Origin of the sequence: Rhodopseudomonas sp. (genome assembly GCF_036404135.1) — a bacterium.
Classification (GTDB): Bacteria; Pseudomonadota; Alphaproteobacteria; order Rhizobiales; family Xanthobacteraceae; genus Rhodopseudomonas_A.
Genome location: NZ_DASWPE010000096.1, coordinates 55,633 through 70,836, shown reverse-complemented (window position 1 = coordinate 70,836; position 15,204 = coordinate 55,633). Strand labels below are relative to the sequence as shown.

Sequence of the window (15,204 nt, the reverse complement as noted above, 5' to 3'; positions counted from 1 at the left end):
AGTCGAGGTGCGGTTGCTCACAGCTTCTTCACCCCGCACCATTCGGCGACGAACAGCGCGATGCTCAGCGTGGTCTTGCGCAGACTTTCCAGATCGACCCGCTCGTCGAAGCCGTGCGGGGCCATGCCATAGGGGCCGTAACACAAGGCCGGAATGCCGTAGTCGACGCAGTAGTAGCGGGTGTCGTTGACGGCGGTGGACAGCCGCACGTCGAGCGGCGCCTGAAACGCCGCCTGATGCGCAGCGGTGAGCACCGCTTCCGCGACGCCGCCCGGCTCGCATACCGCCGGATCGGCCTGAAAGCCGCTCCAGATCAGCTCGGCCGGATTCTCGGAGAGGAAGCTGTCGGCGGCTTGCGCTTCCGCCAGGCACTGTTCGATGCCGCGCATCGCCTGCTGCGGCGTCTCGTCGGTCAACAACCCGAGCCGGCAATCCAGCTCGCACCACGCCGCGGTGGAGCTCGGCCAGTCGCCGCCCTTGATGATGCCGACGTTGAACTTGATCGGGTTCTTCACCTGGCCGAACCAGGGATCGCGCGCCGCCTTGGCGTTGATGGTCTTGGTGTAGTCCTGGAACGCGCGGATCAGATGCGTCGCCGACAGAATGGCGCTGGTGCCGGTCTCGGAATAGGCCACATGCACCGGGGTGCCGCGCACCCGCAGCCGGAACCAGATGGTGCCGACCTGGGCGCGGGTCAGGGTGTGCCCGGTCGGCTCCGGGATCAGGCAGGCGTCGGCGCGATAGCCGCGCAGCAAGGTGGCGAGCGCGCCGTTGCCGGTGCTTTCCTCCTCGGTCACGGTCTGCAGATGCACCCGCGCATCCGGCGCGTAGCCGGCGCCGCGGATCGCATCGAGCGCGAAGATCATCGCCGACACGCCGGCCTTCATGTCGAGCGCGCCCCGGCCGATCATCCAGCCGTCGCGCACCACGCCGGCATAGGGCTGGTCGGTCCACAGATCGGTGGGGCCTTCCGGCACCACGTCGATGTGGCCCTGCAGGATCAGGCTGCGTCCCTTGCCCTGGCTGTCATAGGTCGCGACCACCTGCTTGGAGCCGGCGGGATCGATGCCGTCGAGCGGCGCCGCCTTGGGATGGCTTGCCAGATCGACATCGGCGAGGCTGAATGTATCGACGCCGTAGCCGCGGCCGGCGAATTGCTGCGCCAGCCAATCCTGCTGCGGGGTCTCCTCGCCGCGCAGGCTGCGAAACTGCACCATGCGCGCCAGGAAGCCGAGCTGATCGTCGAAATTGCGATCCACGGCGGCGCGAAGTTGCTCGGTGAGCTGATCCGGTTTCGTCAGTGTCTCTGTCGCCACGTGTCCGCCTCCTGGGATCTGAAAATTGTCGCGCCTGTGGGATCGCTCAGCTCAACCGTCGAGCCCGCCAAGCATGATGTATTTGATGTCGACATATTCCTCGATGCCGTGGCGCGAGCCTTCGCGGCCGAGCCCGGATTGCTTGACGCCGCCGAACGGCACCACATCGGCGCCGAGCAGCGCCGAGTTGACCCCGACCATGCCAGCCTCCAGCGCCTCGGCGACCCGGAACACCCGGCCGAGATCGCGGGCATAGAAATACGCCGCCAGACCGAACGGCGAGGCGTTGGCCTTGGCGATCACGTCGGCCTCGTCGCTGAAGCGATACACCGGCGCCACCGGGCCGAAGGTTTCCTCATCAGTGATCAGCATCTCGGTGGTGACGCCCGACAGCACAGTCGGCTCGAAGAAGGTGCGACCGAGCGCATGGCGCTTGCCGCCGAGCACCAGCTTGGCGCCCTTCGCGGTGGCATCAGCGATGTGGCGCTCGACCTTGTCGACCGCCTGCATGGTGATCAGCGGGCCTTGCGTCACCCCGGCATCGACGCCGTTGCCGACCTTCAATGCTGCGACCTTATCGGTGAGCTTGCGCACGAAGGCGTCGTGGATGCCGTCCTGCGCATAGATGCGGTTGGCGCAGACACAGGTTTGCCCCATGTTGCGAAACTTCGACGCCATGACGCCTTCGACCGCGGCGTCGAGGTCGGCATCGTCGAACACGATGAACGGCGCGTTGCCGCCGAGTTCGAGCCCGACCCGCTTCACCGTCGACGCGGCCTGACGCATCAAAATCTTGCCGACCGCGGTCGAGCCGGTGAAGCTGATCGCGCGCACCAAGGGATGTTCGGTCAGTACCTTGCCGATCGCCGGCGCGTCGCCGGTGATGACGTTGATCACACCGGCCGGAATCCCGGCGCGCTGCGCCAGCACGCCGAGCGCCAGCGCGGTGAACGGCGTCTCCGGTGCCGGCTTGACCACCACGGTGCAACCGGCGGCCAGCGCCGGGGCGACCTTGCGGGTGATCATCGCGGCGGGAAAATTCCACGGCGTGATCGCGGCGACGACGCCGACCGGCTGGCGGATCACCAGCGTGCGGGCATCGGCGCGATGCGACGGGATGGTCTCGCCATAGATGCGGCGCGCCTCCTCGGCGTAGAACTCGACGAACGACGCCGCGTAGTCGATCTCGCCGAAGGCTTCCGCCAGTGGCTTGCCCTGCTCCGCAGTCAGTAGCCGCGCCAGCTCGTCGCGATGCGCGATGATTTGATCGAACCAGGCGCGCAGCAGCGTGGCGCGCTGCTTGGCGAGCAGCTTCGACCATTGCCGGAACGCAACGCCCGCCGCATGCACCGCTTCCTCGGCTTCGTCGGCGCCGAACCGCGGCACCGCGCCGATGCATTCGCCGGTGGCCGGGTTGAACACGGCATCGACCGGCTCACCGCGCCATTGCCCGCCGATCAGGCAGCGTTCGGCCAACAGGCCCGGATCACTCGGCTTCAGCATCTCGATCATTCCCGTGGTGTGGCGCTTCTTTTGCGTGACGTCGTGAGTTGCGGGTCGCTAGGCGGCGAGGCAGCGTTCCAGGATCGCCAGCCCCTCGTCGACGATGGCGTCCGACGCGGTCAGCGGCACCAGGATGCGAATGGTGTTAGCGGTGGTGCCGCAGGACAACAGCACCAGGCCATTCTCGTAAGCGAGCTTGGTGACGCGCTTGGTCGCTGCGGCATCCGGCTCGTTGCTGCCGCGGTTCTTGAGAATGTCGAACGCCACCATGGCGCCGGGGCCGCGCGCCACCGAAACCGGCAACAGCGTATTGGAGAGCGCGAAGCGGTCGATGCCGGCGCGCAGCCGCTCGCCGATCTGATTGGCGCGCGCCACCAGGTTCTCTTTCTCGAACACGTCGAGCACCGCCAGCGCCGCGGCGCAGGACAACGGATGGCCGGCATAGGTGCCGCCGAGGCCGCCCGGTTCGGCGGCGTCCATGATCGCGGCGCGGCCGATCACCGCGGACAGCGGCATGCCGCCGGCGAGACTCTTCGCCACGCAGACGATGTCGGCCTGCACGTCGAAATGCTCCATCGCAAACATCTTGCCGGTGCGGCCGTATCCGGTCTGCACCTCGTCGGCGATCAGCACGATGCCGTTCTCGTCGCAGATCCGCCGCAGCCCGCGCATCAGCTCGGCGGGAGCCTGGTGAAAGCCGCCCTCGCCCTGCACCGGCTCGATGATGATCGCGGCGACTTGCGAGGCGTCGATGTCGGCCTTGAAGATAAAGGCGATGGCGCGCAGCGCGTCGTCGACGCTGACGTCGCTGCCGGCGGCCGGAAACGGCACGTGCCAGACGCCGGGCAACGGCGGTCCGAGCAGCTTCTTGTAGGGGATCACCTTGCCGGTCATCGCCGAGGCAAAGGCGGTGCGACCGTGGAAGCTGCCGGTGAAAGCGATCACGCCGCTGCGGCCGGTGGCGGCGCGCGCGATCTTGACGGCGTTCTCGGTGGCTTCGGCGCCGGTGTTGAGCAGAATCGATTTCAGCGGACCGTTGATCGGCGCCAGCGCATTCAGCCGCTCGGCGAGCTCAATGTAGGATTCATAGGGCAGCACCTGGAAACAGGTGTGGGTGAAACGCTCGAGCTGCGCGCGGATCGCCTGCACGATGTGCGGATGGCAGTGGCCGGTATTGAGCACCGCGATGCCGCCGGCGAAGTCGATATAGCGCTTGCCCTCGACGTCCCATATTTCGCTATTCAGCGCGCGATCCGCGAAAATCGGCGTCGCGTGACTGACGCCCCGCACCACCGCACTCTGTCTGCGCGTCAACAAATCCGCATTGGTCATCAGCTCTCTCCTGCACTGATGGCCAACCTAGATCGCCGATCGCCGCACTCAATCAGCTTGTCAGTTCGCTCTGGTGACTTGCATGCACCAGTCAAGCGACGTTGCATCAATGCGTGCAAAAGCTGGCAATTAATTGAGCGAGCCGCCTAACGCGCAGTCAGCAAAGCCTGCATTTCCATCACCCCGCGATTTACGCATGGCACATCAGCCGCGCGCCGCGTTGATCGTGAAGGCTGTTTGAAGAGCGACGCCGGCCTGTCGCGAGGCCAAGGCAGGCAAATTGCTGAGTCCGTCTTGTGCAGGCGCGTCGCGTGGCGGACTCTATCGTCCCGCCAGCACCCGCTTCAGCCAGTCGCGCAGCGCGACGATGGCAGGATCGCTCCAGCGTTCCTTCAGCGCCACCAACTGATAGGTCTCCATATAGACCGACGAGCTAATCACCTCGACCAGCGCGCCGGAACGCAAATCGTCCTCGACCAGCACGTCGTTGCCGAGCGCGACGCCCTGGCCGAGCCGCGCCGCTTCGATAGCAAGATGCGCGTGCCACAGCCGCTGACCACGCAGCGGCGGCAGATCGCACAATCCCGCGCGCTCGAACCAGCGCGCCCACTGCGCGGTGGATTCTTCGTGGATCAGCGCGATCTCCGAGAGGTCTTCGAGGCTGGCGATCGCCGGATAGCGCGCGAGATAGGCCGGACTTGCAACCGGAAACACCCGCGGCCGCACCAACGCCTCGGCCATCACCGCGCCCGGCGCATCCGTGATATCGGCGTAGACGATCTCGGCATCGGCTTCGCCGCGGGCGAGATCGGGATGCGACAGGGTCGGCTGCATGTTCACCTCCCAGTTGCGCGGCGGTCCGGTCAATTCCGGCAGTCGCGACAGCAGCAGGCGATTGGCGATTCCCGGGATGCACCAGATGTTCAGCGTCGGGCGCGGCGTCGGGCGCGCCGCGCTGGTGGCGCGCGCGATGATGTCGAACGCCTGGGAAATCTGGCCGTGGAACGCCAGCCCCGCCGAGGTCAGCATCACCCCGCGCCCCTCGCCGCGCACCAGCACGACGCCGAGGCTCTTCTGCAGATTCTGCAAATGCCGCGACACCACGGTGTGGCTCACCGCGAGTTCGTCGCCCGCGGCCCGCACGCTGCCGGTGCGACCGACGGCTTCAAACGCGCGCAGCGCAATCAAGGATGGCAGGCGAGGTCTGGTCATGGCCGCATCATTGCGAGATTCAGCATTGGCATTGCGCCGCGCTCGCCCATATTCCCGTTTTGTCCTGCAGCAACACGCGCGGCAGATCCAGCGCGATCGCCCCGATGGCGATCGGCAGTCTTGTCGCACGCCTGACCACAACCCACAAATGGTTCGCGCCGATGGGGCCGTGCGCGGCTTTATCGCGCCCAAAACATTTTCAGAAAATTGCAGGTGATCGGCCGCGGCCGGTCGCGGATTTTTCGCCGACCGGCGCCGAGCCCGGCTCCCCGATTGCGGCAGTCTGCCGCTTCGCTCGGAAATCCTGGGGAGGGTCGGAAGGCCAGCGGTCAAGCTGCAATCTGCCGCGGCGGCGTCCGAAGTCAAAGCGCTGGCCGTACAGACCGCCAAGGCCACCGGCGAGATCAGCCAGCCGATTTCGGCGATGCCGTCAGCGACCGGCGACGCCATCGGCTCCATCAAGGATATCGGCGCCCATCGGTCATCGCCGGTGCGATCGAGGAGCAGATCACGGCTTTCCGCGAAATCTCGCACCGCCCAAGATCGCTCACCGCTTTGCCGCGGCTCTTGGTGGAACCATGCTTGCTGCGTCGCAGAGCTCCTCGCTTTGAGGCGCTGAATGCCCGACGTCGGTGATCGGTCTTTCGATCGGCCTCTCAGAAGGCAGGAAGCTGGCCCGGCAGCTCTCCTTGATGAGCTGACGAATACTATCATTCTGATAGGCATGCACCAGCTTGGTCACCCAGGCGGCATCCTTGTCGCGCTCCCGCACGGCGATGAAATTGTTGTAGAGATTGTTGATCGAGGACTCGATCGCGATGGAGTCCCGCCCTGGAATAAGGTCGACCGCAACCGCGTAATTGGTATTGATCACCGCAGCGTCGAGATCGTCGAGGCTGCGCGGAAGCTGGGCGGCATCGATCTCGCGAAACTGCAGCTTCTTGGGGTTGTCGATGACGTCCAGCACGGTCGGCAACACGCCGACGCCGTCCTTGAGCTTGATCAGTTTCTGGGCTTGCAACAGCAGCAAGGCGCGTCCGCCATTGGAGGGATCGTTCGGGATCCCGATCGACGCCCCATCCTTGATCTCACCGAGCGACTTCACCTTCCTGGAATATAGCCCGATCGGCGCGACGATCGTGTCGGCAACGGCGGTGTTCCTGTAACCCCGGGTCTTGATCTGATTGTCGAGAAAGGGCTTGTGCTGAAACGCGTTAGCGTCGAGATCACCGGCATCGAGCGCAGCATTCGGCAAGAGATAGTCGTTGAACACCACCACGATGATATCGAGCCCATCATTCGCGGCGATTTCTTTGACCTTCGACCACACCACCTCGGCATCGCCGCCCGAAATTCCAACCCTGATTTTCTGGTCAGCCAGCGCCGGCCCGGCGAAAAGGGCGCCCCCGAGAACAAGGGATAGCAAACGCATTCTCATGACCACCGATCTCCTACCGCTCTAATTTTCCCGGACCGCAGCTCGACCTCTGCGCGAAGCAACGCGCCTGACCACCATCACCAATTCACGATCACTGCAGCGTCGCACCCGCATTCATGCAAGCTTTGTTGTTCGAACGCCTGTCGGATCGCAGCTTCGAGAGTCGGCCGGCGCTGATCAGTCCCGCCTTTGCAGCGTCAGGCGTATCTTTGATGGTGCAAAGGGGCAGTCGGCTCATAGCGAGACTCACAATTTTGGACCGCGCACTGACCTCAGCAATCGCGCAAGCACGCCAGATGCGACCTGACCGCAGGACATTTAGCGTCAGCCGAAACGCGATGCCTAGTCGTCGACGGAAAGAAGAATATCGTTCGTTGCGCGGACGCCCGCTTGGCACGGATATGTTGATTTCTCCGCCTTCTCTAGAACGCTACTCACCCGACTCCGTGCCGCCGTCCTCTTGTCCGAAGACGAAGTGCAGCGAAGCACGGTGAGCGCTCCCCCGCGGGGAGAAATTCGGATTCGACGCAGCAGTCGCACCGCAGTCTTTCCCTTGCCACAAGAAATTCCCAAACGTTGCTTTTCTCGATCGCGCATAATGGGCTATGAAAACCGACTGAGGCTACAGCTTAACCTCCCTATCGATGTGGCCTGCGGCTACTAAGGAAATCCATCGATGCAACACGCGGACGTCCGCTGGCCCGACTCGCTATGGCATGCGGTCACTGCGCCGGGACCGGAGCTACCACAACTTCTGGGCGAGGAACGCGCCGACGTCGTGGTGATCGGCGCCGGCTTCAGCGGACTGTCGACCGCGCTGCATCTGCGCGAGGCCGGAGTGGATGTCGCCGTGGTCGAAGCCGCCGAGCCTGGCTGGGGCGCGTCCGGCCGCAACAACGGCCAAGTGATCCCGACGCTGTCGCGGCCCGATCCGGAGGACATCGTCGCCAAGCACGGCGCGGCCGGCGAGCGCTTCGTCGGCCTGCTGCGCGACAGCGCCTCGACACTGTTCGATGTCGCTAGGCGCCACGCCATCGACGCCGAGCAGGAGCAGACCGGCTGGGTGCAGCCGGTGCATTCGCCGGGCCGGATCAAGATCGCCGAGCGCCGGGTGCGGCAATGGTCGAAATTCGGCGCCCCGGTCGAACTGCTTTCGCGCGACCAGGCCCGCGACATGCTGGGCTCCGACGCCTGGTACGGCGGCTTCTGGAACAAGACCGGCGGCCACATCAATCCGCTGGCGCTGGCCCGCGGCCTGGCGCGCGCCGTGCTGGCGCAGGGCGGACGGATCTTCGCGCGCTCGCCGGCGATCGGCATCGAGCGGCAGCAGGATCGCTGGATCGTCAAGACCGTCGGGGGGCAGATCAGCGGCCGGGCGCTGGTGGTCGCCAGCAACGCCTATAGCGGCGAGTTTACAAAATCGCTGGCGCCTTCGATCGACGGCGAAGTGGTTCCGGTGCGGTCGTGGCAGATGGTGACCCAGCCGCTCAGCGACAATGTGCGGCGCAGCATCATTCCCGGCCGGCAGGCCATGTCGGACACCCATGGCGAGCTGTATTTCGGCCGTTTCGATGCGCGCAACCGCTTCGTCACCGGCGGCGCGATCATCCGGCCGTTCAATCAGGCCGCGACGCTGAAGGCGCGGGTGGCGCAGCGGCTGCAGCGGCTTTGGCCACAGATCGGCGAGGTCCGGTTCGACTATGTCTGGAACGGGCTGATCGGCATGACCCCGGACTACCTGCCGCATATTCATCGGCTCGGCCCGAACGCCTATGGCTGGACCGGCTGCAACGGTCGCGGCGTGGCGCTGTCGATCGCGCTCGGCGACGAATTGTCAAAGGCGGTGCGCGGCGCGCCCGACGACGAGCTGGCGCTGCCGTTCACCGCGCCGACGCCGATTCCGGCCAACGAATTGCTGCGGCCGTTCGCGCCGCTGATGATGGTGCTCTATCGCCATCGCGACTCCAGGGAGATCGCGTAGCTCGCAAATGCAGCGGCACGTCACGCCGCCGGCACCTCGACCGGATGGCTGCGGGCGAAATCGCCGCCCGGGATCGAATCCAGCAGCGCCTGCGTATACGGGTGCCGCGGCCGGGTGAAGACCTCGCCGGCGGGGCCGTGCTCCACCACTTCGCCATCCTTCATCACCGCGACAAGATCGCAGATCTGCGCCGCCACGCGCAGATCGTGGGTGATGAAGATGATCGACAGCCCGAGCCGTTCGCGCAGATCAGCGAGCAGCTTCAGCACCTGCGCCTGCACCGAGACATCGAGCGCCGACACCGCCTCGTCGGCGATCAGTACGTCGGGCTTCAGCGCCAGCGCCCGCGCCAATCCGATCCGCTGGCGCTGGCCGCCGGAGAATTCGTGCGGCAAGCGATCGCCGGCCGCCGGATCGAGACCGACCAGCGCGAACAGTTCGTAGGCTTCTGCGATCGCTTGCGCCCGTGGCGTGCCGTGGATGATGGGTCCTTGCGCCACGATCTCCACAGCCTTGCGCCGCGGATTGAGCGACGCGAACGGATCCTGAAACACCATCTGGATATGGCGGGTCTGCCGGCGCACATCCTCCTTCTTCATCCGCGCCCAGTCCCGGCCTTCCAGGATGATCGCGCCGCTGTCGGGATCGATCAGCCGGATGATGCAACGGGCCAGCGTCGATTTCCCGGAGCCGGACTCGCCGACAATTCCCAGTGTGGCGCCCTTCGGCAAGGTCAGCGACACGCCCTTGACCGCGGTCGTGACCTGCGCGGCGCGGCCGAGAAATCCGCCGCTGCGATAGGTCTTGGTGACGTTGCCGATCGACAGGATGCTGTGCTCCGACAACGGCCGCGGCGGCGGCGACGTCAACGGCGGCACCGCGGCGATCAGCTGCCTCGTATAGGGATGCTGCGGGTGGTTCAGCACGTCGTCGGCAGCCCCCTGCTCCACGATCACGCCGCGCTGCATCACCGCGACGCGGTCGGCGATTTCCGCCACCACGCCGAAATCATGGGTGATAAACAAAACCGCGGTCTTCCTGCGCTTCTGCAGCTCGCGGATCAATTCGAGGATCTGCGCCTGCGTCGTCACATCGAGCGCGGTGGTCGGCTCGTCCGCGATCAACAACCGCGGATCCAGCGCCAGCGCCATCGCGATCATCGCGCGCTGGCGTTGCCCGCCGGAGAGTTCATGCGGATAGGCGGCCGCTGCGCGCGCTGGATCGGCGATCCGGACGTCCTCCAGCAGCGCCAGCACCCGGCCACGGATCTGCCTCCGGGACAGTTCGGTATGGATCGAAAACATCTCGCCGATCTGATCGCCGATGGTGCGCAGCGGATTGAGCGCACTCATCGGCTCCTGAAACACCATGGCGATTGCCGCGCCGCGCACCTTCTGCATCTCGGCGGCGCTGGCCCGCGCCAGATCGCGGCCTTCGAACAGCACGCGGCCGCTGTCGATGGCGACGCCGCCCGGCAACAGCCGCATCACGGCATTGGCCATGATCGATTTGCCGGAGCCGGATTCACCGACCACGCAGACAATCTCGTTGGTTGCGATCGACAGCGTCGCGTCGGAAACGGCGTGCTCGCGGTCGGCGCCCGACGGCAGTCTGACGCAGAGACGGTCGAGCGTCAGGATGGGCGCATCGGTGTGCGTCATCGGCCCTTCAGCCTCGGATTGAGCGCGTCGTTCAACCCCTGCCCGACCAGCGACACCGCGAGCACGGTGATCAGGATCACCAGACCAGGGATTGCCGCGACGTACCACTGCACCCGCAGTACGTCGCGCCCGAGCCCGATCAGGTTGCCCCAGGAGGCGACATTGGGATCGGACAGCCGCAGAAACGCCAGCGCGCTTTCCAGCAGGATCGCCACCGCCATCACCACGCTGGCATAAACGATCACCGGCGGCAGCGCGTTGGGCAGGATCTCGCCGAGGATCAGTTGCGCATCCTTCATGCCCAGCGTGCGGCCGGCCTGGACAAATTCGCGATTGCGCAGCGACAGGAATTCGGCGCGCGTCAGCCGCGCGGGCGCAGGCCAGGAGACTACGCCCACAGCGATGGTCACCGTGGTGAGATTCGAGCCGAACACCGCGACCAGCACCAGCAGCAGCACGAAATTCGGCAGGATCTGAAACGCGTCGGTGACCCGCATCAGGATATTGTCGATCCAGCCGCCATAATAGCCGGCGACGGCGCCGATCAGCACGCCGATCGTGACCGCGATCGCGGTGGCGGCGCCGCCGATCAGCAGCGAAATCCGCGCACCGTGAAAGATCTGCGCGGCGATGTCGCGACCGGAATTGTCGGTTCCCAGCAGGAAGCGCGGATTCGAGAATGGCCACAGCAGCGGCCGGCCGGCGAGCGCCAACGGATCGCGCGGGTAGAGCCAGCCGGCGCCGATCGCCATCGCGACAACGATCAGCAGCAGGATCAGGCCGATCACCGCGGCCGGGCTGCGGAAATAGCGCTGCACCGCGTCCACGGCTCAGGCCTCCGCGGAGATGCGCGGATCGAGCCGTGCGTAGAGCAGGTCGACCACGAAATTCACCGCCATCACCAGCAGCGCCGAGACGAACACGATGCCGAGCAGCGTATTGAGATCGCGCTGCACCACCGATTCATAGGCAAGCCTGCCGAGACCGGGCAACGAAAACACGCTCTCCACCACCACCGAGCCGCCGAGCATGGTGCCGGCTTGCAGCCCGATGAGCGTGATCATCGGCAGCAGCGCGTTGCGCAGCACATGCCGAACGACGACGCGGGTTTCGTCGAGCCCCTTGGCGCGCGCGGTGCGAACGAAATCCAGATTCAGCACTTCCAACATCGACGCCCGCATGATCCGCAGATAGATCGCGAGGAAGATCAGACCCAACGTCAGCGTCGGTAACACCAGATGGCCGGCAATATCCAGCATCCGCCGGATCCCGCTGCTGCCGGTGCCGATGTCCTCGAAGCCGCCGGCCGGCAGCCATTGCAGATAGATCGAGAACACCACGATCGCCATCAGCCCGAACCAGAACGACGGCGTCGCATAGAAGATCAGTCCGAGCGTCGAGATCAGCGTATCGGGCCATTTGTTGAAGGCGCGCGCCGCGACGACGCCGAGCACAAGCCCCGCGAAGAACGCAAACGACAGCGAGGCCGTCATCAGCAGGATGGTCGGCGGCAGCCGCTCCAGGATCACGGTGGCGACCGGCTTGCCGTAGATCGAGGAGAAGCCGAGATCGAGCCGGACCAGCTTCCATAAATAGTTGATGAGCTGAATCGGAATCGACAGGTCGAGGCCGTAGAATTTTCGCAGTTCGCGCGCGGTCGCAGCGTCGCCGCCTCCCATCTGCGCCATCATCGCGTCCACCGTGTCGCCGGGTGCGAATTGCAGCAGCAGGAACACGCCGATCAGAATCAGCAACAGGGTCGGGATCGAGGCGGCGAGCCGCCGCCCCGCGAGGTGAAGGATGCGCATCGGGTCATTCTGGCCGAATTCGCATCACGCGGATAGCCAAAGATCGTGCCAGCTCGAGGAGCCCCAGCGTGGCGTGTTGGAATGGTTGCGCGCCTTGGCGCTGATCACGGTGACGAAGATCTGTTCGATCGGCGTCCAGATCGGCAGTTGCGAATTGGCGCGGATAACGAAGTCGGCGTACAGCGCCTTGCGTTTTGCCGGATCGATTTCGGTGGCGGCGTCATCGATGATCTGGTCGATCACCGGATCTTCCCAACCCCACTGGTTGGTCCACGGCGCCCCCTTGGGCTGACCGGAGCGATACCACACCGTGGTCGAAACCGCGGGATCGTTGCGGTACTGGTGCCAACCGGTGGCGAGGTCGAAGGCGTGATCGTCATAGACCTGCTTGAGGAAACCGCCGCCGTCGTTACGGACCACCTCGACCGGAATGCCCACTTCGCCCAGCGATTGCTGGACGAAGGTCGCCCACAGCGAGATATCCTCGCCCCAGGGCGCCGGCAGAAGCCGCAGCGAAAACCGGGTGCCGCCGGCGCCTGGCTTGTAGCCGGCCTCGTCGAGCAGCGCGATCGCCTTAGCCTGGTCGTAAGCGTATTGCGGAGTGTTCGGGCCCGGATAGAAATCCGTCGAGGTCGACGGGATCGGCCCGGTACCGACCTTGGCGAAGTCGCCGAGGAAGTTGTCGATGAAGAACGGCACGTTGATGGCATGGGCGATCGCGCGCCGCACCCGGATGTCGGACAGCTCCTTGCGGCGAAAATTGAACTCCAGGGTATTGTTGCGGGCGTTGCCCTCGTTGCCCTTGGTCGAGACCACGAAGCGCTTGTCCTTGCCGAGCCGCGCAATGTCGGAAATCGACAACCCGGAGAACGGGCTGTAATGCAGCTCGCCGGCTTCGAGCTGGGCGGCGGCCGCGGCGCGGTCGGTGATCACGCGCCAGACGATGCGGTCGAGATAGGGCGCATTCGGCCGCCAGTAATTGTCGTTGCGATCGGCGATGATGTATTGGCCGCGTTCGTATTTGTTGAATTTGAACGGGCCGGTGCCGATCGGCGCGAGATTGGTCGGGTTCTGGCGGATATCGCCGGTCTCGTAGAGATGCTTCGGCGAGACATAGCCGAGGTCGGGCAGCGCCCGCAGCAGCAGGTTGAGCGGCATCGGCCGGTCGTAGCGGAAGATCGCGGTGTGCGGATCGGGGGTGTCGACCGCGGTGAGGAACAGCTGCAGCGTGGTGCCGTAGTTCAGGATCTTCTTCCACATGTTCAGTGCGGTGAAGGCGACGTCGTCCGAGGTGAACGGCTTGCCGTCGTGCCAAACCACGCCCTTGCGCAGCCTGAAGGTGATGGTCTTGCCGTCCGCCGACGATTCCCAGCTCTCCGCCAGCACGCCGACCGGGTTGCCGGCGGCGTCGAGATCGACCAGCGGCTCCTGAATTTTCCCGCCGATGATGTAGACGCCGGTCGAAGCCTGCAGGCTGGGATTGAGCTGCCGCTGCTCGGCCCCGTAATGGACATTGAACACGCCGCCTTTGCGCGGCGTCTCCTCCGCGAAGGCCCGCATCGGATTGAGCACATTGGCGGCGATTGCGGCCGACGTCAGCAACGCGGTTCGACGGTTGATCTCAAAACGGGAAAAAGCCATGGATGCTCCAGATAATCGCTGCGGTCGGGCAAGCCGCGGGACGATACGACACGCCCCTCGATCGAGTCATTCCCTATTCAATCCAGCCCAGGAAAGTTTCTGCTGTGACCGCCAGCGTTGCACGCGTACTCCTGTCGATCGAGCTCAACGACTTCTGCACCACGCCGATACGCGGGCGCCCTGACGCCACGGCAAATGACAGCTTTCGATTCGCCGGCATCGCTTGACTCGAACTGACGCGCGAGCGGTCGAATATCCTGAACCTCACGTTGCAGACCGATCGTTTTGGAAAATCGTTGGCGACGACATCGCACACAGGCAACGCAATTCCGCGATGGGCGGAAAAATGAGTGCCGCCTGCCATTTGAATTCGCGCAACGACCTGACACACTCGGGCACTGCCCTCGCGGTGCTGCCGTAGGACCAACCGCGGCTTGTCGCCGGCCGCACGCACGACGCCGACAGCGCTCAAAGACTTCAGACGGAGTTTGGAAGGAATTTGCAATGACGTTCGCACTCGACCACGTCGTGATCGCCGTCGCCGATCTCGCCCAGGCGATCGCCGACTATCGTCGTCTCGGCTTCACCGTCGAGGAAGGCGGCGAGCATCCCGGCCGCGGCTCGCGGAATGCGCTGGTGGTGTTTGCCGACGGATCGTATTTCGAACTGATCGCCTTCAGCCGCCCCGACCCGGACTTCCGATGGTGGCGGGTCCTCGATCGAGCGGGGCCTGGCCTGGTCGATTTCGCCCTGCTGCCCGACGACATCGATCGGGATGTGGCCGCGATCCAATCCCGCGGGCTCGACGTCGAGTCCCCGATCGAGGGTGGCCGCGCCCGACCGGACGGCGTTCGGCTGGAATGGAAGACCGCGCGGTCGCCCTCCAGCGACACTCCGTTTTTCTGCGGCGACGTCACGCCGCGGGCGCTGCGCGTCGTGCCCGAAGGCGCGGTCCGCAGCCATCGCAACGGAGCGCAGGGGATCGGCGTCGTCGTCGTCGCCGTATCGGATCTCGACCGCAGCATTGCGCGCTATTCGGCGTTATTGGGCGAGCCTGCAGCCCTTTCATTCGTCCTGCCGGGGTCGGGGCTACGGCTGGCGCAACTCCGGATCGGCCAGACCACCGTGGTATTGGCTAGTCCCAGCGGCAACGGTTCGTCCGATAAGCTAATCGCCGCCCATCTCGGAACGCGCGGCGAAGGCCCCGTTTCAATCGGATTGACTGGGGCAAAGCCGGCTATCCTCGATCCCGCGCTGACCCACGGCGCAGCGCTCGAATTCATCGGTTAGCCGTTCGTTGTTTTGGCGCTGT

General features: G+C 65.2%; 12 protein-coding genes and 1 pseudogene. 3 read left to right on the top strand and 10 right to left on the bottom strand.

What is annotated here, in order from left to right; all coding sequences use genetic code 11:
- Window positions 1–17: 17 nt before the first annotated feature.
- The 4 genes from VGC77_RS11255 to VGC77_RS11240 all read right to left on the bottom strand — a co-directional run bounded on the left by VGC77_RS11255 (window position 18) and on the right by VGC77_RS11240 (window position 5,363).
- Window positions 18–1,316: an ArgE/DapE family deacylase gene (locus VGC77_RS11255; protein WP_331171652.1), complete on the bottom strand. Its 1,299-nt coding sequence runs from the start codon at window positions 1,314–1,316 to the stop codon at window positions 18–20.
- Between the two features lie 51 nt (window positions 1,317–1,367).
- On the bottom strand, window positions 1,368–2,819 hold the full coding sequence (locus VGC77_RS11250; RefSeq protein WP_331171651.1) for an NAD-dependent succinate-semialdehyde dehydrogenase: 1,452 nt from the start codon (window positions 2,817–2,819) through the stop codon (window positions 1,368–1,370).
- Between the two features lie 57 nt (window positions 2,820–2,876).
- Window positions 2,877–4,151 (bottom strand): 4-aminobutyrate--2-oxoglutarate transaminase, encoded by a 1,275-nt coding sequence (gene gabT, locus VGC77_RS11245; RefSeq protein ID WP_331171650.1) that lies wholly within the window; start codon window positions 4,149–4,151, stop codon window positions 2,877–2,879.
- Between the two features lie 321 nt (window positions 4,152–4,472).
- Window positions 4,473–5,363, bottom strand: a complete 891-nt coding sequence (locus tag VGC77_RS11240) for a LysR substrate-binding domain-containing protein (protein WP_331171649.1) — start codon at window positions 5,361–5,363, stop codon at window positions 4,473–4,475.
- Window positions 5,364–5,706: 343 nt separating this feature from the next.
- Between VGC77_RS11240 and VGC77_RS23670 the strand changes: the two are divergent.
- A pseudogene (locus VGC77_RS23670) lies at window positions 5,707–5,894 on the top strand (methyl-accepting chemotaxis protein); the annotation flags it as partial.
- 16 nt (window positions 5,895–5,910) lie between these two features.
- Here VGC77_RS23670 and VGC77_RS11235 read toward each other — a convergent pair.
- A complete protein-coding gene (locus VGC77_RS11235; protein WP_331171648.1) occupies window positions 5,911–6,801 on the bottom strand; it encodes a MetQ/NlpA family ABC transporter substrate-binding protein in 891 nt (296 codons plus the stop codon).
- A gap of 676 nt (window positions 6,802–7,477) precedes the next feature.
- Between VGC77_RS11235 and VGC77_RS11230 the strand changes: the two genes are divergently transcribed.
- Window positions 7,478–8,782 carry an FAD-binding oxidoreductase gene (locus VGC77_RS11230; RefSeq protein ID WP_331171647.1) on the top strand — a complete coding sequence of 435 codons (1,305 nt, stop codon included), beginning with the start codon at window positions 7,478–7,480 and terminating at the stop codon, window positions 8,780–8,782.
- Between the two features lie 20 nt (window positions 8,783–8,802).
- Here VGC77_RS11230 and VGC77_RS11225 read toward each other — a convergent pair whose 3' ends face one another.
- The 5 genes from VGC77_RS11225 to VGC77_RS11205 form a co-directional block, all read right to left on the bottom strand.
- Entirely contained in the window at window positions 8,803–10,443 is a 1,641-nt protein-coding gene (locus tag VGC77_RS11225) for an ABC transporter ATP-binding protein (RefSeq protein WP_331171646.1), read from the bottom strand.
- On the bottom strand, window positions 10,440–11,270 hold the full coding sequence (locus tag VGC77_RS11220; protein ID WP_331171645.1) for an ABC transporter permease: 831 nt from the start codon (window positions 11,268–11,270) through the stop codon (window positions 10,440–10,442). The genes VGC77_RS11225 and VGC77_RS11220 overlap by 4 nt, the downstream gene beginning before the upstream one ends.
- A gap of 3 nt (window positions 11,271–11,273) precedes the next feature.
- On the bottom strand, window positions 11,274–12,251 hold the full coding sequence (locus tag VGC77_RS11215) for an ABC transporter permease (protein WP_331171644.1): 978 nt from the start codon (window positions 12,249–12,251) through the stop codon (window positions 11,274–11,276).
- A gap of 24 nt (window positions 12,252–12,275) precedes the next feature.
- Window positions 12,276–13,892, bottom strand: a complete 1,617-nt coding sequence (locus tag VGC77_RS11210; protein WP_331171643.1) for an ABC transporter substrate-binding protein — start codon at window positions 13,890–13,892, stop codon at window positions 12,276–12,278.
- Window positions 13,893–13,965: 73 nt separating this feature from the next.
- Window positions 13,966–14,256 (bottom strand): hypothetical protein, encoded by a 291-nt coding sequence (locus VGC77_RS11205; protein ID WP_331171642.1) that lies wholly within the window; start codon window positions 14,254–14,256, stop codon window positions 13,966–13,968.
- A 164-nt stretch (window positions 14,257–14,420) separates the two neighbouring features.
- Between VGC77_RS11205 and VGC77_RS11200 the strand changes: the two genes are divergently transcribed.
- Window positions 14,421–15,182, top strand: coding sequence for a VOC family protein (locus tag VGC77_RS11200; RefSeq protein ID WP_331171641.1), 762 nt, complete (start codon window positions 14,421–14,423; stop codon window positions 15,180–15,182).
- Window positions 15,183–15,204: the final 22 nt, after the last annotated feature.